The organism is Corynebacterium xerosis NBRC 16721 = ATCC 373 (assembly GCF_001552415.1).
GTDB lineage: Bacteria > Actinomycetota > Actinomycetes > Mycobacteriales > Mycobacteriaceae > Corynebacterium > Corynebacterium xerosis.
The window spans coordinates 407,582-433,888 of the sequence record NZ_BCRD01000001.1; the positions used below are offsets into that span (position 1 = coordinate 407,582).

The 26,307-nt window shown below is 70.0% G+C and carries 19 protein-coding genes; 9 read left to right on the forward strand and 10 right to left on the reverse strand.

Features of this window, described 5'->3' with window-relative positions:
• Positions 1-75: 75 nt before the first annotated feature.
• Both CX1_RS01895 and panB read right to left on the reverse strand, forming a co-directional pair.
• Positions 76-2,193: a CYTH and CHAD domain-containing protein gene (locus CX1_RS01895; protein WP_082718994.1), complete on the reverse strand. Its 2,118-nt coding sequence runs from the start codon at positions 2,191-2,193 to the stop codon at positions 76-78.
• A gap of 150 nt (positions 2,194-2,343) precedes the next feature.
• Positions 2,344-3,153, reverse strand: coding sequence for a 3-methyl-2-oxobutanoate hydroxymethyltransferase (gene panB, locus CX1_RS01900; RefSeq protein ID WP_060925183.1), 810 nt, complete (start codon positions 3,151-3,153; stop codon positions 2,344-2,346).
• Positions 3,154-3,217: 64 nt separating this feature from the next.
• On the opposite strand from panB, the gene glnA reads away from it, so the two are divergent.
• The 3 genes from glnA (at position 3,218) to CX1_RS01915 (ending at position 10,576) form a co-directional block, all read left to right on the forward strand.
• Complete coding sequence (gene glnA / locus CX1_RS01905) at positions 3,218-4,558, forward strand: type I glutamate--ammonia ligase (protein WP_174520133.1); 1,341 nt, start codon at positions 3,218-3,220, stop codon at positions 4,556-4,558.
• A 13-nt stretch (positions 4,559-4,571) separates the two neighbouring features.
• Entirely contained in the window at positions 4,572-7,757 is a 3,186-nt protein-coding gene (locus CX1_RS01910) for a bifunctional [glutamine synthetase] adenylyltransferase/[glutamine synthetase]-adenylyl-L-tyrosine phosphorylase (protein WP_060925184.1), read from the forward strand.
• Between the two features lie 68 nt (positions 7,758-7,825).
• The gene (locus CX1_RS01915) at positions 7,826-10,576 is read left to right on the forward strand and encodes a hypothetical protein (protein ID WP_152663167.1); all 2,751 of its coding nucleotides are present in this window, start codon (positions 7,826-7,828) and stop codon (positions 10,574-10,576) included.
• Between the two features lie 187 nt (positions 10,577-10,763).
• Here the strand turns inward: CX1_RS01915 and CX1_RS01920 are convergent, their stop codons facing one another.
• The 3 genes from CX1_RS01920 to CX1_RS01930 all read right to left on the reverse strand — a co-directional run bounded on the left by CX1_RS01920 (position 10,764) and on the right by CX1_RS01930 (position 14,227).
• Entirely contained in the window at positions 10,764-11,300 is a 537-nt protein-coding gene (locus CX1_RS01920) for an NADPH-dependent FMN reductase (protein ID WP_046649587.1), read from the reverse strand.
• Positions 11,301-11,487: 187 nt separating this feature from the next.
• Complete coding sequence (gene glsA / locus CX1_RS01925) at positions 11,488-12,897, reverse strand: glutaminase A (RefSeq protein WP_113570110.1); 1,410 nt, start codon at positions 12,895-12,897, stop codon at positions 11,488-11,490.
• Between the two features lie 10 nt (positions 12,898-12,907).
• The gene (locus CX1_RS01930; protein ID WP_046649588.1) at positions 12,908-14,227 is read right to left on the reverse strand and encodes an MFS transporter; all 1,320 of its coding nucleotides are present in this window, start codon (positions 14,225-14,227) and stop codon (positions 12,908-12,910) included.
• Between the two features lie 44 nt (positions 14,228-14,271).
• Between CX1_RS01930 and CX1_RS01935 the strand changes: the two genes are divergently transcribed.
• The 4 genes from CX1_RS01935 to CX1_RS01950 all read left to right on the forward strand — a co-directional run bounded on the left by CX1_RS01935 (position 14,272) and on the right by CX1_RS01950 (position 17,619).
• Positions 14,272-15,042, forward strand: coding sequence for an AAA family ATPase (locus CX1_RS01935; RefSeq protein ID WP_046649589.1), 771 nt, complete (start codon positions 14,272-14,274; stop codon positions 15,040-15,042).
• Positions 15,043-15,138: 96 nt separating this feature from the next.
• Positions 15,139-16,155 carry a cation diffusion facilitator family transporter gene (locus CX1_RS01940; protein WP_052753033.1) on the forward strand — a complete coding sequence of 339 codons (1,017 nt, stop codon included), beginning with the start codon at positions 15,139-15,141 and terminating at the stop codon, positions 16,153-16,155.
• A gap of 200 nt (positions 16,156-16,355) precedes the next feature.
• Complete coding sequence (locus CX1_RS01945) at positions 16,356-16,913, forward strand: macro domain-containing protein (protein ID WP_060925254.1); 558 nt, start codon at positions 16,356-16,358, stop codon at positions 16,911-16,913.
• The gene (locus CX1_RS01950) at positions 16,906-17,619 is read left to right on the forward strand and encodes an LppP/LprE family lipoprotein (protein ID WP_169793203.1); all 714 of its coding nucleotides are present in this window, start codon (positions 16,906-16,908) and stop codon (positions 17,617-17,619) included. The genes CX1_RS01945 and CX1_RS01950 overlap by 8 nt, the downstream gene beginning before the upstream one ends.
• Positions 17,620-17,682: 63 nt before the next feature.
• Here CX1_RS01950 and CX1_RS01955 read toward each other — a convergent pair whose 3' ends face one another.
• From CX1_RS01955 to CX1_RS01975, 5 genes are all read right to left on the reverse strand, one after another.
• Positions 17,683-19,512: a thiamine pyrophosphate-binding protein gene (locus CX1_RS01955; RefSeq protein ID WP_255217622.1), complete on the reverse strand. Its 1,830-nt coding sequence runs from the start codon at positions 19,510-19,512 to the stop codon at positions 17,683-17,685.
• Between the two features lie 814 nt (positions 19,513-20,326).
• Positions 20,327-21,763, reverse strand: a complete 1,437-nt coding sequence (gene thrC, locus CX1_RS01960; protein WP_060925187.1) for a threonine synthase — start codon at positions 21,761-21,763, stop codon at positions 20,327-20,329.
• Between the two features lie 152 nt (positions 21,764-21,915).
• Complete coding sequence (locus CX1_RS12745) at positions 21,916-22,968, reverse strand: PRC-barrel domain-containing protein (protein WP_255217623.1); 1,053 nt, start codon at positions 22,966-22,968, stop codon at positions 21,916-21,918.
• 236 nt (positions 22,969-23,204) lie between these two features.
• The gene (locus CX1_RS01970) at positions 23,205-24,590 is read right to left on the reverse strand and encodes a multidrug effflux MFS transporter (protein WP_082718997.1); all 1,386 of its coding nucleotides are present in this window, start codon (positions 24,588-24,590) and stop codon (positions 23,205-23,207) included.
• Positions 24,591-24,842: 252 nt separating this feature from the next.
• Positions 24,843-25,409: an LGFP repeat-containing protein gene (locus CX1_RS01975; RefSeq protein WP_046649604.1), complete on the reverse strand. Its 567-nt coding sequence runs from the start codon at positions 25,407-25,409 to the stop codon at positions 24,843-24,845.
• A 212-nt stretch (positions 25,410-25,621) separates the two neighbouring features.
• Between CX1_RS01975 and CX1_RS01980 the strand changes: the two genes are divergently transcribed.
• Together CX1_RS01980 and CX1_RS01985 are read left to right on the forward strand one after the other, a co-directional pair.
• The gene (locus CX1_RS01980) at positions 25,622-25,876 is read left to right on the forward strand and encodes a hypothetical protein (RefSeq protein WP_146780789.1); all 255 of its coding nucleotides are present in this window, start codon (positions 25,622-25,624) and stop codon (positions 25,874-25,876) included.
• Positions 25,873-26,283 carry a DUF4352 domain-containing protein gene (locus CX1_RS01985; protein ID WP_046649591.1) on the forward strand — a complete coding sequence of 137 codons (411 nt, stop codon included), beginning with the start codon at positions 25,873-25,875 and terminating at the stop codon, positions 26,281-26,283. Before CX1_RS01980 ends, CX1_RS01985 begins: the two co-directional genes overlap by 4 nt.
• The last annotated feature ends 24 nt before the right edge of the window (positions 26,284-26,307 follow it).

Consider the following 26,307-nt stretch of genomic DNA (forward strand, 5'->3'; position numbering starts at 1 on the left):
GGGCCGCCGCGCCGAATGGTGATGTGCCAACAAGGGAGACTACTGAAAACGCTGACACGTCCGCAACTCTCGGTGTCAGCGGCGCTTCTTCGCGCCCTTCCCGCGGTCCTTGTCCTTGTCGTTGTCCCGGTCCTTGGCCCGGGCCTTCCGCTCCTTGGCCGCCTTCTCCCGCGCCTTGTCCATTTTCGACTCGAGCTTCCCGTACGCCTTCAGCACGTTGGCGACGTCGTCGTCGTACGCCTCCAGCGCGGCCAAGCCGTCCATGCGCTCGATCTGGTACAGCACGCCGTAGCCGAACGTGTCCTGATCGTGCGAGTGCGCGCGGCGCGCCTTCTGCAGCAGCACGTGGCGGGCGGTGCAGGTGTCCTGGAAATCGCCCAGCGACGACTGCAGCGTCTTGCACGCGGCGTAGAGCTTCTTGGTCGGCATGCCCGTCGACTGCGCGGCCTCGGCGGAGTAGCGCAGCTTCTTGGCGGCCTTGCGCACGTCGTGGAACCGTTCCTCGCGGTCGGCGACGGGGATGGACTTGTCGCCGCGGCCCTCGATGGCCTGGCGGTGGCGCTTCTCGAACTTCTTGAACGCCTTCGCCAGATGGATCGCCAGCACCGCATTGGTCTCGGCACGGATCTGCTCGGGCGACTTCTCCGGGGCCGGGGCGGGCTCGTCGGCCGCGGGTTCTTCGCTTTCCGACGGCCCGGCGGCCACATCGTCGGTCGGGTCCGCATCGGTGCCGGGGGCGGAAAGCTCGGCGGCGTCGGCGTCCTCTGCGGATTCGGCGTGACCCGCCTCCTCGCCGGATTCGTCGACGATGCGCGCGGCGGCCTCGGCGGGCGACGGCTCCCCGTCGTCCTCCGGCTCCTCGGCGATGGCGTCGGCGTCGTCAAGCGAATCGGCGCGGGGCTCGGCGGTCTCGGTCGCCGTGGACTCGGTCTCTGCCTTCGCCGCCTTCTCGGCCTTCTTCGCCTCGGCTTCCGCGGCCTCGCGCTCCGCGTCCTCCGCAGCATTGGGGTTGACCGGCGGATCGGACAGCAGCTCGTCGAGCTGATCGAGGAGCGTCAGGTAACGGCTGGAATCCAGCGCGGCGACGACGCGGCGGTGCGCGCGGTCGTAATCGCGGCGGATGTCGGCGATGAGCTCCTCGCGCATCTCGCCGTCGATGACGTCGGCCTCGTCGCGCTCGAGCTGATTCTCGAACCGCTCAGCCACCACCTCCGCGTCCCGGGCCACGCCCAGCACGCCGGCCAGCAACTTCAGCTCCGACTCCATGTGCGCGATCCGATCGCCGACCAGGATGCCGTGGAACGTCTGCATGTGGCTGCGCAGCTCACGGGTGGCCACGCGCATCTGATGCACCGAATCCCACTCGTCGCGGCGGACCTTCGGGTCCCACTCGACCATCTTGGCCACGTTCGCCGCGAGCGCATCGACGACCGCCCGGCCCGGGGTGCCTTCCGGCAGATCGGCGGGCGACGGCGGCACCGGGGCGGCGTCCTTGGAATCGCCCAGTGCCGTGGCCAGCTTCGACGGGCTGTCCGACGGCGTCGCCCCGGCGATGCGCAGCACCGCGCCGAGACGCTCGAGCAGCTGCGCGCCCGCCGGATCGGTGGACATGTCGCCGATCAGCTCGATTTCCCACTCGCGCCACGACGTCTCCGCGCCGCCCGGCAGCAGCGATGCCGCGGTGACGTGGTCGTCGCAGAACTCCGCGATGGGGGTGCCCTCCGCGTTCTTCAGGACGGACACGTGGCGGACGTTGTCCACCCGCGCGATCGGGCCCAGCGGATGCTCGCGGACGATCGAGCGCACCGGCGCCAGCAGCGATTCCGGGACACGGTAGACGGCATCGGCGCCCTCGCCCTCCACGGAGCCCTCCGACAGGTCGGCGCCGTACTCCATGCGGCCGGCCTCCGCCGGGGTCTTCAGGTGCCAACCCTCGTCCGGGCCGCCGGTGCGGCGGCGCAGCGTCCGCTTCGCCCGGGTCAGCCGCAGGTCCGCGGTGTCGACGTACATCGCCGACATTTCGCGGACCTCCACGTCGACGCCCGCGACGCCCGGGACGAAATCGAAACCGGGTGCCACGGCCTCCTCCGGAGCGGAGAACTTCACCTCGACCTCGAGGGTCGCGGTGGGCTCGGTCTGCTCCCGCTTGCTCGCGGAAGCGGTGGATGCGGGGGTGGCGCCAGATGCATTCATGGCCTCGATCCTACCCCCGGATAGGAGGGCCCAGCAGGTGCCGACGGCCCCGTTTCGTGGGTATCGGTCACGGCCGTGGGGCCGTGGGATGGCGACGGTGGCGGCGGGTCACCCTCGTCGAACGCCCGGCAACGTCCGTCGCCCGTGAAATCAGCCCTTGAAATCCTTGTCCACGGGCGGGAAGTCACGGGACTCGACCTGGGCCACGTAATCGCGGGCACCATTTTCCAGCAGCTCGCCGACTTCGCCGAACACGGCGGCGAAGGATGGGCGGCGGCCGTCGGACGGCACTGCGAAAGCGTCGTGCCACACCAGCACCTGGCCGTCACAGTCCTTGCCGGCGCCGATGCCGCAGGTGGGGATGGGCAGTTCGGCGGTGATCTCCTTGGCCAGCTCGGCCGGGACCATCTCCAGGACGACGGAGTGGGCGCCGGCCTCGGCGACGGCGCGGGCATCGCGGCGCAGCTGCTCCGCACCCTCGCCGCGGCCCTGGACCTTGAATCCCGACAGCGCATTGACCGACTGCGGGGTGAACCCGATGTGCGCCATCACCGGGATGCCGGCGGCGACGAGGGCGCGGATGCGCGGGGCGATGCGCTCGCCGCCCTCGATCTTGATCATGTTGGCGCCGGTCTCGCGCATCATCCGGGCGGAATTGAGGACGGCCTGCTCGTCGGACGCCTCGTAGGTGCCGAAGGGAAGATCCGCGACGACCAGCGCGTTCGGGGCGCCGCGCACGACGGCGCGGGCCAGCGGGATCAGCTCGTCGAGCGAGACTTCGGTGGTGGTGTCGTAGCCGTACATGACGTTGGCGGCGGAGTCGCCGACCAACAGCACCTCGACGCCGGCGTTGGAGAACGCGCGGGCCGTCGAGTAGTCGTAGCAGGTCAGCATCGCCCAGGGCCGGCCCTCGGCCTTGCGGGCTGCGAGATCGTTCAGGCGCATCTTCCGGGTGCTCATGGTCGCCAAGCATGCCACACCGGCACACCACACGAAGGCGGGTCGCCCGCGTAGTTTGGGGGGCATGAATCGCCAACAGGAATTCGTCCTCCGCGCCATCGAGGAGCGCGACATCCGCTTCATCCGCCTGTGGTTCACGGACATCCTCGGCTACCTGAAGTCCGTCGCCGTCGCCCCCGCAGAGTTGGAGGGCGCGTTCGAGGAGGGGATCGGCTTCGACGGTTCGGCCATCGAGGGCTTCTCCCGCGTCTCCGAGGCCGACACCATCGCCCGCCCCGACCCGTCGACGTTCCAGATCCTGCCGTGGCTCCACGACGACAAGGAGCTGCACACCGCCCGCATGTTCTGCGACATCTCCATGCCGGACGGCCAGGCCAGTTGGGCCGATCCTCGCCACGTGCTGCGCCGGCAGGTCCAGGCCGCGGCGGACCAGGGCTTCACGTCCTACATCCACCCGGAGATCGAGTTCTTCCTCGTCGATTCCCTCGACACCGACGGCCAGCCCCCGGTGCCCACGGACAACGGCGGCTACTTCGACCAGGCGGTGCACGACAAGGCGCCGGATTTCCGTCGCCACGCGATCAACGCCCTGGAGGCGATGGGCATCCCGGTGGAGTTCTCGCACCATGAAAACGCGCCGGGCCAGCAGGAAATCGACCTGCGGTACGCCGACGCGCTGAGCATGGCGGACAACATCATGACGTTCCGCTACCTGATCAAGGAGGTGGCCATGCGCAACGGCGTGCGCGCCACCTTCATGCCCAAGCCGTTCGCCGATCAGCCGGGCAGCGCCATGCACACGCACATCTCGCTGTTCGAGGGCGACGACAACGCGTTCCACGACCCCGATGACGAACACCAGTTGTCGTCGACGGCGCGCAGTTTCATAGCGGGCATCCTCACCCATGCGCCGGAGATCTCGGCCGTGACCAATCAGTGGGTCAACTCCTACAAGCGCACGGTCTTCGGCGACGAGGCGCCGACCGCGGCGACGTGGGGCCTGGCCAACCGTTCCGCTTTGGTCCGCGTGCCCATGTACTCCCCGGGCAAGGCTGCTTCACGACGGGTCGAGATACGTTCCGTCGATTCGGCGTGCAACCCCTACTTGGCGTACTCGGTCATCCTCGCCGCCGGCATGCGCGGGATTCAGGACGGCTACGAATTGCCGCCGCAGGCGGAGGACAACATTTCGGAGCTGACGCGCCGCGAGCGCCGGGCAATGGGGTACCGCGATCTGCCGACGTCGCTGGAAGAGGCGCTGCGGGAGATGGAGCGGTCCGACCTCGTCGCCGACACCCTCGGCGACCACGTCCACGAGTTCTTCCTGCGCAACAAGTGGCGCGAGTGGCGCGAGTACCAGAGCCAGGTCACCGCCTGGGAGCTGCGCACCAACCTCGACTACTAGGAACCGGATCGCCATGGTGATGAGGAACCGCCCCCGCACGTCCCGGCAGTCGGTGCCGACGCCCGCCGCGATCGGCCTGCCCGACGGGCAGCGGGCGCTGGCCGATTTGAAGGAGCTCGGCTGGTACGACGAGGACGGCCTGGAGCTGCTGTGGGGGCTCGCCGGCGCCGCCGATCCGGAGTTGGCTCTGAAGTCCCTGGTGCGGCTGAAGGAGCGGCTGGACTCGGGCATCGAATCCGGCGAGGTGCCCCAGTGGGCGGCATGGTCGGCGCTGGATGCGGCGATGCGCCAGCAGGTGCTCATGCGCACCCGCGTGTTCGCGCTGCTCGGCGGTTCGTCGATGCTCGGCGATCACATGGTGGCCAATCCCGCGACGTGGTCGCTGCTGCTCGCGGACCTGCCGACGCGCGCGGACATGTTCCGCGACATGCTCACCGCCGTGGAAGCGGTTCCGGAGGCCCCGGTGCGCACCGACGATGTTTCGGTCGCCGAAGCCGCCGAGCTGGAATACCGGGAGCCGACGCCGTCGTCGCCGGACCTGGAGGAGGCGGGCCTGTACCGTGCCGGGATCACCGGGCGCGACGCCGACGTCGCCATGAAGCGTTCGTACCGCAACCTGATCATGCGCGTGGCCGCAGCCGACCTCGCGGGCACGTACCCGCGCGGTCCGCGCCGCCCGGGCCAGCCGCCGATCCCGTTCACCAAGGTCACCGAGGCCCTGTCGGACCTGGCCGACGCCGCGCTGACCGCCGCCCTGTCGGTGGCCGTGGCCACCACCTACCCGGATTCGCCGGTGTCGACGCGCCTGGCCGTGCTGGCCATGGGCAAGTGCGGCGCCCGCGAGCTCAACTACATCTCCGACGTCGACGTCATCTTCGTCGCCGAGCCCGCCGATGCCCGCGCCACCCGGTTGGCCGCGGAGTTCGTCCGCGTGTCCTGCCGCTGCTTCTTCGAGGTCGACGCGGCCCTGCGGCCGGAGGGCAAGTCCGGTGCGCTGGTGCGCACGCTGGAGTCGCACCAGGCGTACTACAAGCGGTGGGCGCAGACGTGGGAGTTCCAGGCGCAGCTCAAGGCCCGGCCCATGACCGGCGACCTGGACCTTGGCCGCGAGTACGTCGAGGCCCTGTCGCCGCTGGTGTGGTCGGCCTCCCAGCGCGATTCCTTCGTGGAGGACGTCCAGGCGATGCGCGACCGCGTCATCGAGAACGTCCCCGACGAGCTGAAGCTGCGCGAGCTCAAGCTCGGCCGCGGCGGCCTGCGCGACGTGGAGTTCGCGGTGCAGCTGCTGCAGCTGGTCCACGGCCGCTACGACGAATCGTTGCGCGTCCTGCCGACCGTCGAGGCGCTGGACGCCCTGGTGGAGGCCGGGTACGTCGGCCGCGAGGACGGCCGGGTGCTCATCGAGTGCTACGAATTCATGCGCCTGCTGGAGCACCGCCTGCAGCTGCAGAAGATGCGCCGCACCCACACGCTGCCGCCGGAGGAGGACTTCGCCGCCCGCCGTTGGCTGGGACGGGCCGCGGGCGTGATCCCCGCCGGTTCCGAAAGCTCCGCCGACGCGCTGGCCAAGCGGGTGCGCGCCACGGGCCGGCAGATCCGGACGCTGCACAACAAGCTGTTCTTCCGCCCGCTGCTCAACTCCGTCGTCGAGCAGGACATCGGCACCATGCAGCTGTCGGCCGACGCCGCGAAGCGCCAGCTGGCGGCACTCGGCTATCTCTATCCGGACCGGGCGTACGACCACCTCACGGCGTTGGCGTCGGGAAGCTCCCGCAAGGCGCGGATCCAGGCGATGCTGCTGCCGACGCTGATGGAGTGGGTGTCGGACACGGCGGAGCCGGACGCCGGTCTGCTCAACTACCGCAAACTCTCCGACGCGCTGATGGAGAAGACGTGGTTCCTCCGGATGCTTCGCGACGAGGGCGTGGTCGGTGAGCGCCTGATGCACGTGCTGGGCACATCCCCGTACGTGTCGGGGCTGTTGGTGTCGGCGCCGGACACGATCAAGCTCTACGGCGACGGTGCGGCGGGACCGAAGCTGCTGGACACCGATCCCGCCACCGTGGGCCGATCGCTGGTGGCCACCGCCAACAGGCACACGGACCCGGACAAGGCCATCGGCGTCGCCCGCGCCCTGCGCCGCGCCGAGCTGGCCCGCGTGGCCTCGGCGGACCTGCTGGGGATGATGGACGTCGAATCCGTGTGCACCTCGCTGTCCCTGGTGTGGGACAACGTGCTCGAAGCGGCGCTTGCCGCCGAGATCCGCGGTTGGTGCGCGCAGCACCCGGATGAACCGGTGCCGGCGACGATCTCGGTGATCGGCATGGGGCGCCTCGGCGGCGGCGAGCTGGGCTACGGTTCCGATGCCGACGTGATGTTCGTGTGCGAGCCTGCGGTCGGCGACGACGGGGAGCCGTTGGCCGACGACAACGACGCGGTGCGCTGGTCCATCGGCATCTGCGACGCACTGCGCCGCCGGCTGGCGAAGCCGAGCCAGGACCCGCCGTTGGAGGTCGACCTGGACCTGCGCCCCGAGGGCAGGTCCGGCCCACCGGTGCGCACCCTGGATTCCTACCTCGCCTACTACGAGCGCTGGGGCGAGACCTGGGAGATCCAGGCGCTGCTGCGCGCGACGTGGATCGCCGGGGACAAGGACCTGGGCACGCGGTTCCTCCGGGGCATCGACAAGTTCCGGTATCCGGAGGGCGGCGCCTCCGAACAGGTCGTGCGCGACGTCCGCCGCATGAAGGCCCGCGTGGACAAGGAGCGCCTGCCGCGCGGCGCGAACCGGCGCACGCACACGAAGCTCGGGTCGGGCGCGCTGACGGACATCGAGTGGACGGTGCAATTGCTGACCTTCATGCACGCCCACGACGTGCCGGGGCTGCACAACACGTCGACGCTGCAATGCCTGAAGACGCTCGCCGACGAAGGGATCCTCCCCGAAGACGACGCCGATACCTTGCGCACGGCGTGGTTGACGGCGACGAAGGCGCGCAACGCCCTGGTGCTCACCCGCGGCAAGCGGACCGACGAACTGCCGCAGCCCGGCCCCCAGCTGGCGCAGGTCGCGGGCGCGGCGGGATGGGACCCGGACGACAACAACGGGTTCATGGAGAACTACCTGCGCGTCACCCGCCATTCGCGGCGCGTGGTGGATCGCGTGTTCTGGGGCGAGGAGAGCCCAGCGCACGATTAGCGGCGCGCCGGGCCCGAAGGAGGGGGGACGCTCCCCATCCTCCGGCCCGATGGGACATAATGACCCGAATGGAGAGCAGGGTGAATTACGCGGCCCGCCCGGACTTCGGCGCACACGTCGGGCGTCTGGGCGAGGCGGAGTTGCGGAGGCTCCTGCGCGTCGCCTGCCCGGGAGTCCCGGTTCCGGGGTCCCGCAGCGAATCCGCCGAACTGCTCATGACCCGCGAGGCCGCCCAGACCGCGGTGTCCGCCGCGACTCCGGATGTGCTGGAGGCGGTCAAACTCGTCCACGTCCTGGAAGATTCCGCGGCCGTCGAGGACATCGCCGCCGTGGCGGTGTGGGGTTCCGAAGCCGACGCCATGCCGCACGACGGGGATCAGCCGCCGTCGAACACGCGGGTGCCGGCGACGACGAAGGACGTCGCCGCGCTGATGGGGCGCGCCGGCGACCTTGGTTTGGCCTGGCAGGAGCCGGCGGGCGTGTGGAACGTCCCGCCGCACGTGTCGGACATCCTCGTGCAGGATGCGACGATGGCCACCCCGGTGGAGTGCCTGGCGGAGTTCACGCCCCGCGACGTGCTGCGCAAGCGCATGGCCGACCTCGGCCTGTTGGCCGACGCGGAGATCGACGAGGCCACGGACGACGAGGTGCTCGCTCGGCTGCGTGCCTTCTACTGTTCGCCGCGGCGCGTCCGCGCCCTGGTGTCCACGGCGCCGCACGCCATCCAGAAGGAGCTGCTGCTGTTCGCCCGCGAGGGCATCTTCCTCGACGAATCGGCGTGGGGCGAGCGCCGCGCGGCGGCCGTGGCTTGGGCCATCGACCATCTGCTAGGCGTGAAGTTCGATGTGCCCTCCGCCTTCGACGGAGTCGAGGGGCGGCACGCCGAGGAAGCGCCCGAAGAGACGTCGGATGCGGCGGGGGATGCGGCGGCCGACGAGTCAGCGGCTGCGGGGGCAGGTGACGCGGCCGATGAGGCAGCGGAGCCCGACGCCCCGCGGCTCGAGTCTCCGCAACAGCCCAAGACCGAGGTCAACGCCTCGCTGTTGTCGCCGGTGGCGTTGGCGCTGAAGCTCGGGCGGACGTGGCTGCCCACGCCCCACCCCGTCGAGCAGCGGCCCGCGTGGATCGGGGCGGAGGAGCCCGGCCGCGCGGCGACCGCGGCCGTCGCCGTGGCCACCGCTGTCATGCAGCTGTGGGAGGACGGCGGCTACCTCGGCTCCGGAGGCCTCCACGAGTTCGCGGGCGCGGTGGCCGTCCACGACTTCGCCGCCTCGATCGGGGCCGACGAATCCGTGGTCCACGAAGTCGTCGGCATGCTCGCCGGTGCCGGATTCATGAACCCCATCACCGGCCAGCCGACCGCCCGCTCGGCCGGGAATTGGTTCACCGCCGATGCGTCGCGCCGCTGGGCGTGGCTCGTAGCCGGCTGGCTCCGCGGCCCCGACCGGTGGGTCGGGGAGGAGTCGCCGGAGGGGTGGATGCCCTCTCCGGAGCTGATGGCCGCCGTGGCCGCGCGCATCCGTCGTGAAGCAGTGCAGTTCGCCTCCGAGCTGGACGAGGGGATGATGTGGTACCCCTGCTGCGTCGAATCACGTCTGGGCTGGACGTGCGGCGCGCTTTTCGACGGGCTCGACGACATGTGGGGCATGCTGCTCAGCCGCGTCATGCAGGGCATGCGGGTGCTGGGGCTCATGGTCGACGGGGCAGCCGGGAAGCCGGCGCGCGTCGTCGCCGACGCCATGGTGCCGGCGTGGTTCTCCGGGCAGGAACCGACCGTCGACGAGGCCGTGGACATGATCGCCGCCGAGGCGGGGGAGTTCATCCCCGTGGGCAAGCGGGCGCAGTTGCTCACCCCGCCGAGCCTGCTCGTCGCCGATCGACTGGAATTGGTCGCCATGGTGCGCGGCGTGCCCGCCCACGATCTCGCGGTCACGCTGGATTCGGTCGCCGACCGGGAGAAATGCGGCGCGACGTCGCTGTGGGTGTTCACCGAGGATTCGCTGTCCGACGCCCTGGAGGACTACGCCGGCGACATTCCCGCCATCCTGGAGGAAGTCGGGTCGGTCACCGCGGCGGGCCCGTGGCTGCGCATTCTGCGGCACCGTCTCCACGCGCTGGAGGAGGCCGCCGACCTGGAAACCCTGCTGCCGGTGCACCTCGCGGGAGCATTCGGGGTGGCCGAGGGGACCGAGGGGGCCGAGGGAACCGAGGAGGCTAGCGCGGCACCCGGGCTCTTCCGCGATGACGACGGCGACGCGGAATCTGCGGGGGCCGACGCCGAACGGTGGGGCGTCGGGGGCATCGACGAGCCGGTCGACGAGCCGGTCGACGAGTCCGTCGCAGAGCCGGTCGATCGCGTCCTCGAGCAGGAGCTCGACCTCGGCCTGGACATCGCCCCCGACCACACGCCGGTCTACGCGGATGACGCGCGAGATGGCGATGGACCCGATGATGCCGGCGACGACGCTCGTGGCGGAGGTTCCGGCGAAGGGCACTCCGATGGGGTGGGTGTCGACGACGATTCTTCCGGGAACTTCCTCGTGATCGACGAGTCGATCGAACCTCCGCTTTTCGACGTCGCCGACCTCGCCGAGCGGCCCACCGCGACGGATCGGGATGCAGCCGATTCCGCCGCTGCGGATCGGGCGGCAGCCGATCCCGCCGTGGGTGAATCGGGTGCCACGGGGGAGCGGGAGAACGGGGAATCGGCCGGGCCGTCGTCAAGCAAGAAGCCCGAGATGACCACCATCGAGGATCCGCTGCGCCGGCCCGACTCCGGCAGCGGACCGGGCGTGCCGATCCAGCCGCCGCTGTTCTAGCGGCCCGGGCGTGCCGATCCAGCCGCCGTTGTTTCGAAGGTAAACGCCGAATGGACAGGTACACGTGGTGTGCCACATGTACCTGTCCATTCGAGGTGTTTTTGCCCGGGGGCGGGGAATGCCGTCCGCCGGGGCGGAGAACAAGGCCCGCTCCAGGCGGGGAATGCCGTCCACTGGGGCGGGGAGACTAGCCCTTCAGGGAGACGATCTCGTCGACGAGCTTGTTCAGCTCGGCGGCCCGGCCCTCGGCGGGGGCGAAGTTGCCGTCGGCGAACTCGTCGCCCAGGAAGATGGAGACCTCGGAGTCGGCGGCCTTCATCTTCAGGTTGCCGACGATGTCGCGCCAGTGCTTGATGGCGCGGGCGCCGCCGCCGAAGCCGTAGCCCAGGAAGCCGACGGGCTTGTCGTTCCACTCGACGAAGAGCAGGTCCGCGGCGTTCTTGAATGCGGCCGGGGGAGCGGCGTTGTACTCGCCGGTGACGAACAGGAAGCCGTCGCACTCGGAGACGGCCTCGGCCCACTTGGTGGTCTTCGGGTTCTCGTAGACGCCGTTGGCCTGGCCCGGCATGGTCGGCTCGTTGAGCAGGTCGAGGTCGAAGTCGATGACCTTCAGATCCTTGATCTCGATGTCGTCGCGGCCGGAGAGGGACTCGATGGCCCACTCGCCGACGGTGGTGCCCGCGTTGCCGGGACGGGTGGTGCCGGTGATGATGCCGAGCTTCATGTGTGGGGTGCTCCTTCAGCAGGTGAATTAAATGGTGTCATGTCAACTATATTGGTGGTCCCGTGGCGGCGCAATAAAACCAGATGTGGTGTGCGTCACCGGGGTCGTGCTCGCCGCTGCGGTGGGAGGGTGCGACGGCTACGTCCGGACAGAGGCTCGGCAGCAGCTTCGGGAGCGAGCCCGACGGCTACTTCCGGCGCGAGTCCGACCGCTTCTGCACCGACTTCGGCTGCGCCTTCTTGCCGTTGCCGTTGCCGGGCTTGCGCGCGTCTCGGCGGCGCAGCAGCTTGCGCGGCTTGCGGCGCTCCGGCTGGTCCGCGCGGTACTCGCGGATCTCCGCCTGATCCACCCACTGGGGAGCGGCGCAGGCGTCGTGGTCGAGCAGATCCGCCGGATCGTGAACGTAGGTGGTGGTCTTCTCGCCGGCCGACTCGAGCAGCTCCTCCAGCAGCTCCTTGGCCTTCGGGGCCAGCGAGCGCACCTCCACGAGGTCGACGAACAGGCCGGTGCCGGAGGCGGCGCCGCGGGTGACCTCGCGGTCGATGGCCTCGTAGGAGCAGAAGTCGATGTCGCCGTAGAGGCGCAGCAGGGTGGTGTCCTGGACGCCGTCGGAATCGAAGTCGACGACGGCGCGGTGGCGCAGGGCGCCGTGCGGGCGGCCGGTCACGCGCATCATGTGCAGCCCCAGGTCCGACGACGCCCGGTGGAAGAACGCGTTGCCGCGCTCGGAGTGGCCGTGGTCGTCGAGGCGCGGGGAGAACGACGCCAGCGCCAGCTCGCCCGGGATGACGCCGAAGATGCCGCCGGAGACGCCCGACTTGGCGGGCACGCCGACGTAGTTCATCCAGTTGCCCGCGGAGTTGTACATGCCCGACGTCGACATCACCGACAGGATCCACTGCACGGTCTCCTCGCGGAACACCCGCTCGCCGGACACGGGATGGACGCCGCCGGTGGCCAGCGTCGCGCCGATGGTCGCCAGGTCGCAGACGTTGAGCGTGATGGAGCACTGCCAGCTGTAGCCGTCGAAGACCTGCAGCGGGTCGCAGGTGATGGTCTCGGTCGACCGCAACAGGTTGGCGATCGCGCGGTTGCGGAAGCCGGTGTCGCGCTCGCCCTGCCCGATGTCCTTGTCGGAGCTGAGCTGCCGGCCGGCCAGCTTCGACAGCCCCTCGAGGATGAGGTCGTCGGCGCGGCCGCCGACGTGCTCCTGCAGCAGGCCGTGGACGGTCAGCGCGCCGGCGTTGATCATCGGGTTGACCGGCCGGCCCCGCTCATCCAGGGAAATCTCGTTGAAGGCGTCGCCGGAGGGCTCGACGCCGACGCGCTCGAGGACCTTCTCCAGGCCGAGCTCCTCGATGGCCAGGCCGTAAACCAGTGGCTTCGACATCGACTGGATGGTGAACTCGTGGTCGACGTCGCCGAATGCGTAGAGGTCGCCTTCGGGGCTCATGACGGCGGTGGCCCACAGGTCGGGGTCGACGTCGGCCAGCGCCGGAATGTACGTGGCATTCTCCCCGTCCGTGACCTTGCGGCAGTCCTCGGTGAGGGCGTGGAGCGTTTCCCGGAACGGGGATCGGATGTCAACGTTGTTCATTCCGTCCACTTTACGGATGTCGTAACCGTGTCCCGGACGTGGGTTCGCGGCGCTCGATGCGGCGGCGGGCGATCATGGCGGTGATCAACCCGGCCATGCCCATCACCCACACCACCACGATGGCGATCCACGCGACGCGGAAGTCCGCCCATTGGTAGGCGCGTCCGTCGGAGGAGGCGTCGAGAAGCAGCCCGATGCCCTGCGCCGCCATCATCGCCGCCAGGAATCCGCCCATGTTGGACAGGCCCGTGCCGGTGGCCAGGGCGCGGCGGTCGACGGCTTCGCGCACGGAATCGAAGCCGAGGCCGGAGGCCGACGACAGCGCGGCCATCGCGATGTTGAGCGCCACGATCGCGGCGAGCCCGCGCGGCGTGCCGGGGATGAGGAACACCACCCACATGCCCATCAGGATCACGGAAATGACCACGGTCAGGGTGCCGCGCCGCGCCCCGAATCGCGACGACGCCATGCCCATCAGCGGGCCGGCGGCCACCGACGCGACGGTGTTGACCACCAGCACGCCGCCGGCCTGCGCGGGGGTCAGCCCCATCGCCAGCGTCATCAGCGGCATGCCCCACAGCAGCGTGAACGTCGCCTGGTGCATCAGCCCGACCCAGTGGGTGAAGAACCCCTGCCAGCACACCGGATGGCGCAGCACGATGCCGAGCATTTCGCGCACGGTCGCCCGGTCGTCGGGCTTGTGGCTTGACGACGCCCCGGCGTTCTCGCCCGGTTCGGCCGGGGCCTTCGGCACGTCGGCGATGGCGACGGCGGCGGCGATGCCGACCAGCGCGATGCCGGAGCCCAGTGCCAGGAACGCGGCGGTCCATCCCTCGGCGTGGAGGAGCATGAGGAACGGCACGGCCGAGACGAACTGACCGATCTGCCCCAGCCCTGCGGTGAGCTGGGTGAACAGGGGAGTGACCTTCAGCGGGAACCACGCGGGCAGCAGGCGCATGGCCGACAGGAATGCACTGGCGTCGCCGGCGCCGATGAGCACGCGGCCGAGGATCGCGATCGGGTACGACGCCGTCAGCGCCAGCGTGATCTGGCCGACGGCCATGACCAGCGCGCCGATGACCATGGTCCGCCGCGCCCCGAACCGGTCGATGGCCAGGCCCACCGGGATCTGCGCCAGCGCGTACACGCCGACCTGCACCGCAGTGAACACGGCCAGGCGGGAAGCGTCGACGCCGAAGCGGTCCAGCGCCTCGACGCCGGCGACGCCGAAGGACGTGCGCCCCGTGATCGCCGCCAGATACACCAGGACCGCGGCCGCCCACACGGTGAGGGCGCGGCCGGTGATGCGGGAACGTGGATCGACGGTCATTGTCGGCAGTCTAGGCCCGTCCGCCGCGCGTATCCTCTCGGGGCATGAGGTATCCGGACCGTGCGCCGTACGTCAGAGCATTGCGCGTCACCGACGCCGACGCCGTGTTCGGGGACGCCGGATCCGGTGGGGACGACGGGTGGGTGCTGGACCTGCCCGTCGTCAAGCATCTTCGTGACCTGCGGGAACTTCCCCTGCCCACGCCCGTGACGCTCATCGCCGGGGACAACGGGATGGGCAAGTCGACGCTGCTGGAGGCCATCGCGGTGCTCGCCGGGTGCAATGCCGACGGCGGATCGCGGCACATGCGGTACTCGGGGCTCGACGACGCCTCGCCGCTGCATCGCGCGATGGGGCTGGTGCGGCGGGCCAACCCCACCGACGCGTTCTTCCTGCGGGCCGAGGGGCACCTGCGGATGCTGGAGGAGATCGCGAAGAAGCCGCCGAATGCACCGATTTACGGGCCGGACAAGCTGCACCACCTGTCGCACGGGGAATCGGTGTGGGCGATGGTGACGCACCGGTTCGCCGACGGGCTGTACCTGCTCGACGAGCCGGAGTCGGGGCTGTCGCCGATGCGGCAAATGGCGCTGCTGGCGCAGATCCACGAGCTGGCGAAGGGCGGGGCGCAGTTCATCATCGCCACGCACTCGCCGATCCTGCTGGCCATCCCCGGCGCGACGATCTTCGAACTGGGCGAAGACGGCATCGACGTGCCCGCGTGGCGCGACTGCGGGGCCGTGGCGGACATGCGGGAGTTCCTCGAGGCGCCGGAGGACACCGTCGCGTACTTGACGGAGGGAAACGAGCGGTAGCAGCGGAACGACCGGGGTGACGCCGTGGCATTGGCGGGGAACCGGGGAACCGTTTTCAAGTTCGCTTTCGCCGCCGACCGGGCCTAGCCTGGGGTTATGTCGAATGAGGAGGGTGCCCGCGGGCGCGCCGACGACCAGGGCCACGGCCACGGGCCAGCGCATGGCCACGGCCATGGCGGTTCCCACGACCACGACCACCGTCACGGGCTTTTCCACGTCCACGATCACGACCACTCCAGCACCGCGTTGCCGCGGTTGGCGCTGGCGTTCGGGCTGACCGCGGTCATCCTCGTCGCCGAGGTCGTCGGCGGCGTCGTCGCCAACTCCCTGGCGCTGCTCGCCGACGCCGCGCACATGGCCTCCGATGCGCTGGGCTTGCTGGTGGCGCTGGCGGCGGCGTGGATCGGCGCGCGTCCGGCCACGAAGATGGCGTCCTACGGATTCCGCCGGGCCGAGGTGCTCGCCGCGATGTTCAATGCGGTGCTCGTCGGCGCGGCGGGGGTGTGGATCCTCGTCGAGGCGTTCCGCCGCTGGTCCGAACCGGCCGACGTCGCGTCGGGGACGGTGCTGATCGTCGCCGCGATCGGGTTGGCGGCCAATCTCATCGCCGCGGCGATCCTGGCGGGCGGCGACAAGGACAACATGAACTTGCGCGCCGCGTTGCTGCACGTCGTCGTCGATGCGCTGGGCTCGGCGGGCGTGCTCGTGTCGGCGCTGATCGTGCGCTGGACCGGTTTCGCACGGGCGGACATCATTGCCGCTGTGCTCATCGCGGTGCTGGTCATCCCGCAGGCCATCGCGCTGATCCGCAATGCCGGCGCGGTGCTGCTGGAGTTGGCGCCGTCGAGCCTCGACGCCCGCGTGGTCGAGGAGTGGATGACAGGCCGCCCCGGCGTCCACGGCGTCCACGACCTGCACATCTGGTCGATCCACGGCACCGACGCGGTGCTCACCGCCCACGTCACCGTCGACGAGGGCCTCGGGTTCGACGACGCTTGCTCGATCCTGTGCGACATGGAGACCGGCCTCGCCGACGAGTTCGGCGTCGGCCATGCGACGCTGCAGTTGGAGACCCCGGCGCACCACGCCCACGAACGGCCGCGGAAGATCTGAGGGGCCGTCGTCGGCAGCGGCGCTCCGGCCCAGTTCTGACCCCGCCCCGGTCCCGCACCGGCTCAGCTCTGGCCCTGCTCTGGCCCTGTGCCCGGCTGCAGCCCGCGCCGCCCCGATTCTCGGGGGTCGCAACACGGGATCGGTGAAATACGTGTACACCCGAAGGTAATTGCCCGAGGATCCCGGGAGGGGTGCGCACCATGGACATCGCGATCGTTCGCGGGGACATCACGACGGCGAAGGCCGACGCGATCGTCAACGCCGCCAACTCGACGCTGTTGGGGGGAGGCGGAGTCGACGGCGCGATCCATGCCGCGGCGGGCCCCGGGTTGCTGGTGGAATGCCGCAGGTTGCGGGAAGAATCGCTTTCCGACGGCCTGCCCCCGGGCCACGCGGTGATCACCTCCGCGCATGACCTCCCCGCACAGTGGGTGGTGCATGCGGTGGGGCCGAACAGGAACGCGGGGGAGACGGACATCGGGGTTCTGGAGTCGGCGTTCCGCAGCGCGTTGGATGCGGCCGACCGGGTCGGGGCCCATTCGGTGGCCGTGCCGGCGATCGGCGCGGGCGCCTACGGCTGGCCGGCGGTCGATGTCGCGGCCGCCGCGCACCGGGCGATCGTCGCCCGCGGCAACGACGTGTGGGACAACGTCGTGGCGGTGACGTTCGTGGTGTCCGGCGAGGACATCGAAGACGCCTTCCGTGCCGAGTTCGATGGCGGCCACGGCGAGACCACGGGAGGTGGGGCGGGTGCGTAGCCGGATCGGCGTGATGCGCGGGGCCGCGGCGGCCGGGTGCGCGCTGGCGTTGACGCTGGCCGGCTGCTCCAACGGCGGCGACGGCGGCGGTGGCGCGGACGGAAACGCGGATTCGGCGCAGGCGGCACCGGAGACCGTCACCTCGACGGTGACCACCACCGCCGGCGAGGGCACCGACGGGGATGCGTCGGGCCGGTCACCGTCGCCGACGCCCGGCGGTAATGACGGCGGGAACGGAAACGGCGATGCCGGGAATCGAGGCGGGGGCCAGGGCCGTGGCGGCGCCGAATGCGGGGTCGACGAAAGTGCCCCGATCATCACCGACTCCATCGCCGGCGTGGAGCCTCCATCGGCCGGCGACCGCTGGGAGCTGACCGAAACCAACTACGACTCCTGCGGTGAGCTGACCTACGCGCTGTTCCACCAGATGCCCCAGGGCAACTCGCAATTCGCCACGAAGATCCTCATGTTCCATGACGGCGAATACCTGGGCGTCGACGCCAGCACCGCCCCGCAGCAGGGCTGGATCATCGGGGAAGGCGACGGCTGGTTCGAAGTGGAGTACAAGGACTGGGAGGCGTTGATGGAGTCCGGCGAGCCCAACGCCGCGTCGCCGAAGTACACCACGACCATCACGTTCACCTGGAGCGACGAGAAGAACAGGGTCGTCCTCGACGGGGAACTGCCGAACCAGAACCTGTACTGACGCCCGCCGGCTCGACGCCGCGTCAATGCGGCGCTTCGACCCGCTGCGCGATCGCTCCGGCGGCTACTGCTTCTTCAGCACCTCGGCGATGAAGTCGGCGATGACCTCGCGGGAGATCTTCACGTCGATGACGATGACGCCGTTCGGGTCGTCGTCAAGCAACTCGGCGACCCGCGCGAAGTCGGACATGTCGGCGACGGTGACCCCGCGCGCGCCCAGCGACCGGCCGACCGCGGCGAAATCGATGTCGTCGATGACCATCGACGCGGTGTCCAGGCCCTCCGCGCGGTACTGGTGCAGCTCGGCGCCGTAGGCCGCGTCATTCATGACGATGACGGCACCCCGGCGCACCGTGCGGAAGACGGTCTCGGCATCGGACAGCGCCATCAGGCCGCCACCGTCGCCGGTGACCAGCACGTTGTAATCATCGGGGCGGGCGGCGGCGACGCCGATGGCCGTCGGAAAGCCCAGCCCGATCGTCTGGATCGCCGTGCCGACCAGCACCTGCGCCCGCGGATCCGGGCTGTCCAGGTACATGGGCACCCAACCGAGGAAATGCCCGCCGTCGGTGCACACCGTGCGCTGCGCCGGGAGGATCCGGTTGAGCTCGCGCAGGGCCGCGCGCGGGTCGAGGCGGCCGTCGGCGCCGCGCTCGTGGAACAGCTCGGGCTGGGTGGCGGGGTCCTCGGCCGGGGGCAGGGCGCCGAGTTCGTCTCGCCAGGTCGCGCGGGCGCCGGTCGTGCGGTCGGCGACGAGCCCGTCGAGCACGGGCATGACCGTGGTCAGGTCGCACAAGAGCCGCTTATCGACGTCCCGGTTCGACGGATGCTCCTCCAACGTCAGGTGGATGATGGTCGCATCGGGCGAGAACAGCGACCCGCCGCGGGACTGGAAGGCGTTGAAGCTGGCGCCGAGGACCAGGACGACGTCGGCGTCGCGCGCGATGGGCACGTGGGCGCGGTGCGTGAAGCCGCCGGCGGTGCCCATGCACCACTCGCCGCCGATGACGTTGCGGGCCATCGCCGAATGCATGTGGACCGCGCCGATGCGGTCGCCGAGGGCGGCGACGTCCGCGGCCACGCCGGCGCGGACGACGCCGCGGCCGGACAGGATGAGCGGGCGGCGGGCGCCGGCGAGGGCGTCGGCGACGGCGGCGAGCTCGGCCCGGGTGGCCTCGGACAGGGGGCGCGTCGGGGTGGCGTGGGCCGGGCGCAGGAGTTCCGGGCGTGACAAGACGTCGCCGCCGTCGGCCAGCGGGGCGGTCTGCAGGTCGAAGGGCAGAAGCAGGACGACCGGCTCCTGGTGCGTCTGCGCCAGCGCGAATGCGGCGTGGGCGTCGGCGGCCGCGGTGGCAGGGGTGGGCGTGAAGTGGTCGATGCCCAGCGCGTCGAGAAGCCCGGCCTGGTTCAGATCGAAGTGGCGCGGGCCGGCGGCGGGGGCGGAGCCGGTGACGTAGACCATGGGCACGCGGGCGGCCTTGGCCTCCGCGAGCGCCGTGATGGTGTTGGTGAACCCGGCGCCGCAGGTGGTCGTGGCCACGGCGATGCCGCCGCCGGCGCGGAAGAAGGCGTCGGCGGCGGCGACGGCGCCGGCCTCGTGGCGGGTGGCCGTGTACGGGAAGCCGCGGGACGTCAGGTGGCTGACGACGTGCGAGTTCGCGTTGCCAACCAGCCCGAAGACGTGGTCGGCCCGGGCCAGGATGACGTCGGCGATGGCCGTGGAGACCGTGGCGGCGAGAGTGGTCTCGGTGCGGGGCGCGGGAACGTTGGTGTCGCCCGCATCGGCGGCGGGGGAGGCGCTCGCATGGGTGGCGGCCTCGTCGACGGCGACCGGCGCCCCGTGTCCGATTGTGTTGGTTTCGGGGCGGGTGGTCTCGGTGGTGTATCGCTGCACGGAAGGTCTCCTTCGACGGCGGACGGGTGCTGCGGACAAGTGCAGGGGCCGATTGTTGCCGATGGCGCAGGTAAGCGGAAGGGTGAAACCGTCGATAACGGATTGATCACGGGTTTTGCCGAATATTTGGGGGTGGAAATCGGGGGGATTACGCCGTTCATGGAAATTCGCGTCGCGTGTTTCATGGGGGTGATCTTCGGGTGTGGCACAGTGCTTTGCGACGCTCATGTGGTGCCCGCACGCGTGACCTCCTAGTTGTGCCCGCCGGAACTCGATCGCCACAGCTAGGCCCCGGCAAATGGGTCCGTCAGTGCTCAGCCCGGACGCCGAACCCCGATGGGGAGCGGCCGCGGCTTCCCAAACCCCGACCTCGATAACGGAGCCGACGCTTGCCAAACCCCGAGATCAGACCGCAGGTTGCCAAACCCCGAGATCAGAACCCCGAAAGGGGTGCATGACCGCCGTTCATATCCCGAGATCGGGGTTGATCTCGGGTTTTTCCTTTCGGGGTTTGGGATTTGAGACTGTGGGAGGCCCCCTCATGGAAAAAGCGGGGTCGCAAACATGGGGCGCTACCCCGGCGTTTACGGGCCGGCTGGGAGGAGGCGACCCCGTGGTTTAGCGATGGGACGGGCGACCCCGTGGTGCGCATGCCGGCTGGGAGGGGTCGACTCCCGGGGGATTGGCCGGCCGCCGCTCCGAAAGGCGAAGCGGAGGACCCGATGGCGTCGCAACGCCAGGCCCCGAAAACGCGAAACGGGGCGCCGCCGACACTCCGGTGGCACCCCGAATCGGGCGGCGAACCCCGTCGCCCCTACTTCGTGGCGATGTTGTCCAGGATGAAGTCCTTGATCACGTCGGCGTCGTTGGGCAGATCGACGACGCGACGCGGCGCGTCCATGATCCCGGCGAACCGCTCCGGCATGTCCGGCTCGGTGCCGGTGGCCTCCATGATGGTGTCGGCGAACTTCACCGGCAGCGCGGTCTCCAGGCACACGATCGGCGTCGACACCTGGTCGCGCAGGCCGCGGGCGACGTGGATGCCGTCGGCGGTGTGCGGGTCGACCATGACGCCGAGGCGCTCCCAGCAGTCGCGGATGGTCTCGACGCGGTCGGTGTGGGTGGAGCGGCCCGACAGGAATCCGTGCACGGCGGACGCCTCGGGGAACGCCGGGTCACCGGTGAGGGTGAAACCGCCCTGCTTGACCTTCACGCCGAACTTCTCGGCGATGCGCTCGGCGTCGCGGCCGAGCAGGTCGAAGATGAAGCGCTCGAAGTTCGACGCGCGCGAGATGTCCATGGACGGGCTCGACGTCGCCTGGGTCTCCTCGGAGCTGCGCACGCGGTAGGCGCCGGTGCGGAAGAACTCGTCGAGGACGTCGTTTTCGTTGGTGGCGACGATCAGCCGGTCAATCGGCACGCCCATGGACTTGGCGATGTGGCCGGCGCACACGTCGCCGAAGTTGCCGGTGGGCACGGAGAAGCTGACCTTCTGGTCGTTGGTCTCCGTCATGCGGATCCACGACGACACGTAGTACACGATCTGCGCCATCAGCCGCGCCCAGTTGATGGAGTTGACGGCGCCGATGCGGTTGGCGGCCTTGTACTCCAGGTCGCCGGAGACGGCCTTGACCACGTCCTGGCAGTCGTCGAAGACGCCGTCGAGGGCGATGTTGTGGATGTTCGAGTCCTCGAGGCCGAACATCTGCGCCTGTTGGAACGGGGTCATGCGCCCGGCGGGGGTGAGCATGAACACGGAGATGCCGTGGCGGCCGCGCATGGCGTATTCGGCGGAGGACCCGGTGTCGCCGGAGGTGGCGCCGAGGATGTTCAGCGTCTCGCCGCGGCGGGCGAGCTCGTACTCGAACAGTTCGCCGAGCAGCTGCATGGCCATGTCCTTGAACGCGGCGGTGGGGCCCATGGACAGGTGGCCGATCCACAGGCCGTCTTCGAGTTCGGTGACGGGCACGATGTCCGGGTCGGAAAACTTCGGGGTGGTGTACGCGCGGGCGCAGATGGCCTTGAGGTCGTCGGTGGGGATGTCGTCGACGAACAGCTGCAGCACCTCGGCGGCCAGGGCGGCGTAGCCCTCGTCGGCGAGAACGTCGCGCCAACGCGTAAGCGTCGCGTCGTCGATCTGCGGGTACTCGACCGGCAGGTACAGACCGCCGTCGGGGGCGAGGCCGCCGAGGAGGATGTCCGAGAACTTGGCGGGGGTTCGCTTCGGGTCGCGCGTCGAAATGTAGTCCACGGGGCCAACCTTACTGAACGGTGTGCTTTACGACGGCCACTGGCTGCACGTCTCGGCCGCATCGTCGTGAAGCGGCCGCGGTGCGCACGCGAAAACCCGGCCGCGGCGTTGGGGCCGTGGCCGGGTTCCCGTGGGGGGGCCGGGGGATGGGCCTAGCGGAGGTCGCGGGCGTCGCGCGAGCCGTGGCCGGCGTCGTGGGCGTCGCGATCGGAGATGGTGTCGCGCTCGACGCGGATCTCCTCGCGGGTCACGGGGACCTCGATGGTCTCGTAGTCGGTGACCACGTGGCGGCGCAGGCGGACCTCGCCCAGGCCCGAGTCGCGGTCGGCACCGTGGCCCGAGTCGTGGTCGGCACCGTGGCCGGCGCTGGCATCACGGTCGCGGCCGACTGCGTCGTGGCCGCCGAGATCGGACACGTCGTGGCGGTCGACGTCGTCGGGGTGGCCGACGTGGCCGTGGCGATCGTCGTCGCGGGGCGCCTGGCCGTCGAGGGCGGCGGCGCGGTCGGCGTCGCGGAGGTCGGCGTCATCGCGCAGGGCCGCGCGGCGCTTCAGCTCCTCGGGCGTGAGATCGGAGTCGACGTGGTCCGGGCGGTCATGGACCTGGCCCGGTCGGGTCTGGCCGCGGTCGCGGAGATCGCGGTCATCGCGGACGTCGTGCTCGTCGTGAATGCCGTGCTCGTCGCGGCCGACTCGGCCGTCATCGGCGAGCCCGGCGGTGATTCCGGCACCGGCCGCGCCAACGCCGGCACCGCCGGCACCGGCGGCGGAGTCGCGGTGGAGATCGCGGTCGCCGTCGCGGAGGTCGCGGTCACCGTCGCGTCGGCCGTCGTGATGCGGATCGGCGTGGCGCTCACGGCGCTCATCGGCGAGGTAGCGCTCGCTGTCCTGGGCATCCGTCAGCTGGTAGTGGCCGTAGATGTTGCGCTGGTCCTCGGGCGTCAGGTGGTTGTCCGCGTCGAGGTTGGGGGCGTCCTTGATGCGGTCCTTGTCGAAGGCCAGCTGGAGCTGGTCACCCGAAAGTCGGTGGCCGCGCATGGGCACCAGGCTGCTGCTCATGCCGAACAACCCGTGGCCGACCTCCACGAAGGTGGGCTGGCCGGAGTTGTCGTCGACGAAAACCTCCTTGACCGCGCCCAGCTTGTCGCCGTTGCGGTCGTAAGCGGTGGCGTTGAAGAGATCCTTGATGTTCTTCTCGTTGGCCATGTCGATCTTCCTTCCGTGGTGCTTTTCTCGGGCCGCCCCTGAGCGGCGGCCGGTGTCGACCACGGTAAGGAGAATGTTGTTCACGTGCACTGGCGGGTCGGGTCCATCGGGCCGTTTCGGGCGGGGAAGCGCGTGCCTTCACGGGAAGCTCTCAGTTTGTGACATGGGTTACAAACGATGTTCACCCAGGTCGTTCGAGAGGGGCGTTTCGAACCTGAGAATCAGCCCGGGGAGCATCACGGTTCTGTAACGATTCCCCTTCTGGTCGACCTGTGGACCTTTCGGGCACGGCGATGGTCGTCGGAAAGGCGTGTGTCGGCGCTCGTCCCAGTGCTCGTGCCGTCGCTCGCGTCATTGGTGGCGCCATCGGTGGGGCCATCGGTCGAGTTCGGGAACGCCGCCCGCGCCGCGACGTGCAACGATGCAGTGGCGGTTGCGGCGCAGGCCAACATGACGACGGCCATGGCGACCGGCTGGGACATGCCGGCGGCGGCCGCAACTCCGACGAGCGGGCTGAGCAGGCCGGCCACGATGAATTGGCCCGAGCCCATGAACGCCGAGGCCGAACCCGCGATGCCGGTGGCGCGGGACACCGCGAGCGCGGAGTTGTTGGGCATGTTCACGCCCATCGAAGCCACCGTGATGAACAGCAGGGCGAGGATCACGGGGGCGGGGGCGTCGGCAAGCGAAGCTGCGACCAATCCCGCAGTCGCCGCCAGCAAGATGGCGTTGCCCATCTTGGCGATGGGCAGGGGGCCGAGCTTGCGGACGATCCGCGCGTTGACCAGTCCAACGATGAACAGGCCGGTGGTGTTCGTGGCGAAGATCGCCGAGTACTGCACGGGGGAGAAGCCGTAGTGCTCCTGCAGGACGTACGCCGACGCCGCGACGTAGGCGAACATCGTGCCGAAGGAGGTGATGAAGGCGACCGCGAAGCCGACGTACGCGCCGTCGGAGAACAGCGACCGCGCGCTGGCGAGCATCGGGGCGAAACCGGCGTCCTTGCGACGCTCGGCGGGCAGGGTCTCGGGGACGGCGAAGACGACGCCGGCGAGGATCATCGCGTTGATGGCGACGAGCACCCAGAAGATGCCGCGCCAGCCGACGGGCTCGACCAGCAGGCCTCCGATGATCGGGCCGAGCACCGGCGCGATGCCGCCGAGCAGCATGAGGATGGAGAAGATCCGCGCAACCTCCGGGCCGCGCACGAGGTCGACGACCGCGGCGCGCGCCAGGACGACTGCCGTGCCGCCGGCGAGGCCCTGGACCAGGCGGGCGATGTAGAGCGTCCAGATTCCGGGGGCGAGCGCCGCCGCGGCGGTGGCGAGGAGCAGTCCCGCGGCGCCGGCGATGAACAGGCCGCGGCGCCCGCGCGAATCCGACACCGGGCCCGCGACGAGCTGCCCGATGGCCATGCCGGCGAGGAAGAAGGTGATGGTCAGTTGGGCCGCGGCCTGGTCGATGTCGAACTCGTCGCCCAGCTGCGGCAATCCGGCCAGGTACATGTTGATCGACATCGGTTCCGCGGCCGACACCAGGGCCAGCACTCCGAGCAGAAGCGGCGGGATGAGGCCGCGGATGGGCGTTGCAGCGGCCGGGGCCTTCGTCTGGGTGGGGGACATGATCGGACCTCCGTGGACATGGGGCGGCCGCGCCCGAAGGCGCGGCCGATTTAGTTGATGTGGCAACTGTAACCCATATCCCCCGGGGGGTATTAATCCTGTGGTGTGCGCGGCCTCTCCTGAGTCGCGCGAGGCGGGGGAGATGTGCCCGGGTACGCCAAAACCCCGGGGCATCCGACGATGCTCCCGGGGCTGGGCCGGTCAATGGTGCGCGTCGGCCCGTCGTCAAGCGATGGGCTCGCGTTGAGCCGCTTAGACGTACTTGGCGGAGAACTCGCCGCCCTCGTCCTGGGTCCACTGGATGGTGCCGTTGGTGAAGGTCTGCTCCCAGCCGCCCTCGATCTCGGTCTCGCCGGCGGTGGGCAGGCCGACCTCGTTGCCGAGCGCGCCGTCTTCCTTCCAGGTCTCGCCGATCATGCCGACGATCGGGTGGGTGCCGCCGTCCGGCGACGCGGCGACCCAGCCGTTCTCGTACTCGGCGAGGACGTTGTCGCCGGCCTTTTCGGCGGACTTGAACTCGCCCAGATTGGCGGCCTGCGCGGCTTCCGTGACCTCGACCGGCACATCGCCCTCGGCGACGTCCTCGGTCTCGACGTCCGCCTCCTCGCCGGTGCCCTCGTCCTGGGCGGCCGACTCCTCGGCGGACGTCTCCTCGGAGGCCTCGTTGCCGCCGGTGGCGTCGTTCACGGCGGACTCGACGGCGTCGGTGGCCTGGGCGGTGTTGTCCTTGACTTCGTCCGACGAGCATGCCGCGGCGCCGAGCAGCAGGGTGGCGCCGAAGATGGCGGCGGTGGTGCGGGTGATGGTGGTCTTGCGCATGTCGTTCTCCTCGTTGATCGGGGTGCTGCGGGTCGGGATGCAGCCGGGCGACTTTGCTTTGCGACGCCCATCGTCCGATGGTTCGCCGGGCTGCAAAGTTGCTCCTTCCGCCCATGGTGTACGAGGTGCACTCTCGGCGCAAGGGATCGTTTTCACATGGAAGCGGGATCGTTACCGGGGCGTGAGGTTTTGGGGGCCGTACCATTGATGCCATGACGTGGACGGATGGTGCTCGCCGGGGATCTTCGGCGGTGAAGGTCGCGGTCATCGCGGTCGTGTTCGCACTCGGGGTCGGCGTGGGCGTGGCCATCCCCTCCGGGTCCTCGGGTGGCGGGGGCTTCGGCGGTTACTCCATCGGAGACGCGGATCCGGTGGCGGAGGGCGCGGATGACCGGTCCGAGCGCCGGACGAGACCGGTGCATGGTCCGTCGCCGGGGCAGCCGGTGGAGGCCCCGGCATCACGTTGACGATCGATGAGGTCACCGTGGCCCCGGCCCGTGACGTGGTGAAGCACCGCTTCGAGGTCGGCGTCGAAGGGCCTGTGACGTACGTCGAGCAGGTCGACGCCCGGCCCGGTGGGACGTTTGCGACCGTGCGCACGACGGTCGTGAACACGGGGGACCGTGCATGGGACCTCGTCTGCGGCTACGACGTCCGGGTGCAGCTCGTCGATGACCTCGGGCGGAGGCATGAGCGGGTCGACGCGCTCCACGACATCCCCGGCAATCCCGTGTGCGACGACATGATGAACCCCGGCTTTTCGACGTCCATGACGTGGATCTTCGAGGTGCCCGAGGGCGTCGTTCCGGCGAGCCTCGCTTTCGCGGACACCGAAGAACCCGTCGCGCAGTACTGGTTCGCTCGCCTGAAGTGATCGTCACCCGAAGGGCCGATACCC

What these genes read in the sequence shown, in the direction of transcription:
- CX1_RS01895 (WP_082718994.1), bottom strand. Translation starts at nt 2,193, where the DNA reads ATGAATGCATCTGGCGCCACCCCCGCATCCACCGCTTCCGCGAGCAAG.
- panB (WP_060925183.1), bottom strand. Translation starts at nt 3,153, where the DNA reads ATGAGCACCCGGAAGATGCGCCTGAACGATCTCGCAGCCCGCAAGGCC.
- glnA (WP_174520133.1), top strand. Translation starts at nt 3,218, where the DNA reads ATGAATCGCCAACAGGAATTCGTCCTCCGCGCCATCGAGGAGCGCGAC.
- CX1_RS01910 (WP_060925184.1), top strand. Translation starts at nt 4,572, where the DNA reads ATGGTGATGAGGAACCGCCCCCGCACGTCCCGGCAGTCGGTGCCGACG.
- CX1_RS01915 (WP_152663167.1), top strand. Translation starts at nt 7,826, where the DNA reads ATGGAGAGCAGGGTGAATTACGCGGCCCGCCCGGACTTCGGCGCACAC.
- CX1_RS01920 (WP_046649587.1), bottom strand. Translation starts at nt 11,300, where the DNA reads ATGAAGCTCGGCATCATCACCGGCACCACCCGTCCCGGCAACGCGGGC.
- glsA (WP_113570110.1), bottom strand. Translation starts at nt 12,897, where the DNA reads ATGAACAACGTTGACATCCGATCCCCGTTCCGGGAAACGCTCCACGCC.
- CX1_RS01930 (WP_046649588.1), bottom strand. Translation starts at nt 14,227, where the DNA reads ATGACCGTCGATCCACGTTCCCGCATCACCGGCCGCGCCCTCACCGTG.
- CX1_RS01935 (WP_046649589.1), top strand. Translation starts at nt 14,272, where the DNA reads ATGAGGTATCCGGACCGTGCGCCGTACGTCAGAGCATTGCGCGTCACC.
- CX1_RS01940 (WP_052753033.1), top strand. Translation starts at nt 15,139, where the DNA reads ATGTCGAATGAGGAGGGTGCCCGCGGGCGCGCCGACGACCAGGGCCAC.
- CX1_RS01945 (WP_060925254.1), top strand. Translation starts at nt 16,356, where the DNA reads ATGGACATCGCGATCGTTCGCGGGGACATCACGACGGCGAAGGCCGAC.
- CX1_RS12745 (WP_255217623.1), bottom strand. Translation starts at nt 22,968, where the DNA reads ATGGCCAACGAGAAGAACATCAAGGATCTCTTCAACGCCACCGCTTAC.
- CX1_RS01970 (WP_082718997.1), bottom strand. Translation starts at nt 24,590, where the DNA reads ATGTCCCCCACCCAGACGAAGGCCCCGGCCGCTGCAACGCCCATCCGC.
- CX1_RS01975 (WP_046649604.1), bottom strand. Translation starts at nt 25,409, where the DNA reads ATGCGCAAGACCACCATCACCCGCACCACCGCCGCCATCTTCGGCGCC.
- CX1_RS01980 (WP_146780789.1), top strand. Translation starts at nt 25,622, where the DNA reads ATGACGTGGACGGATGGTGCTCGCCGGGGATCTTCGGCGGTGAAGGTC.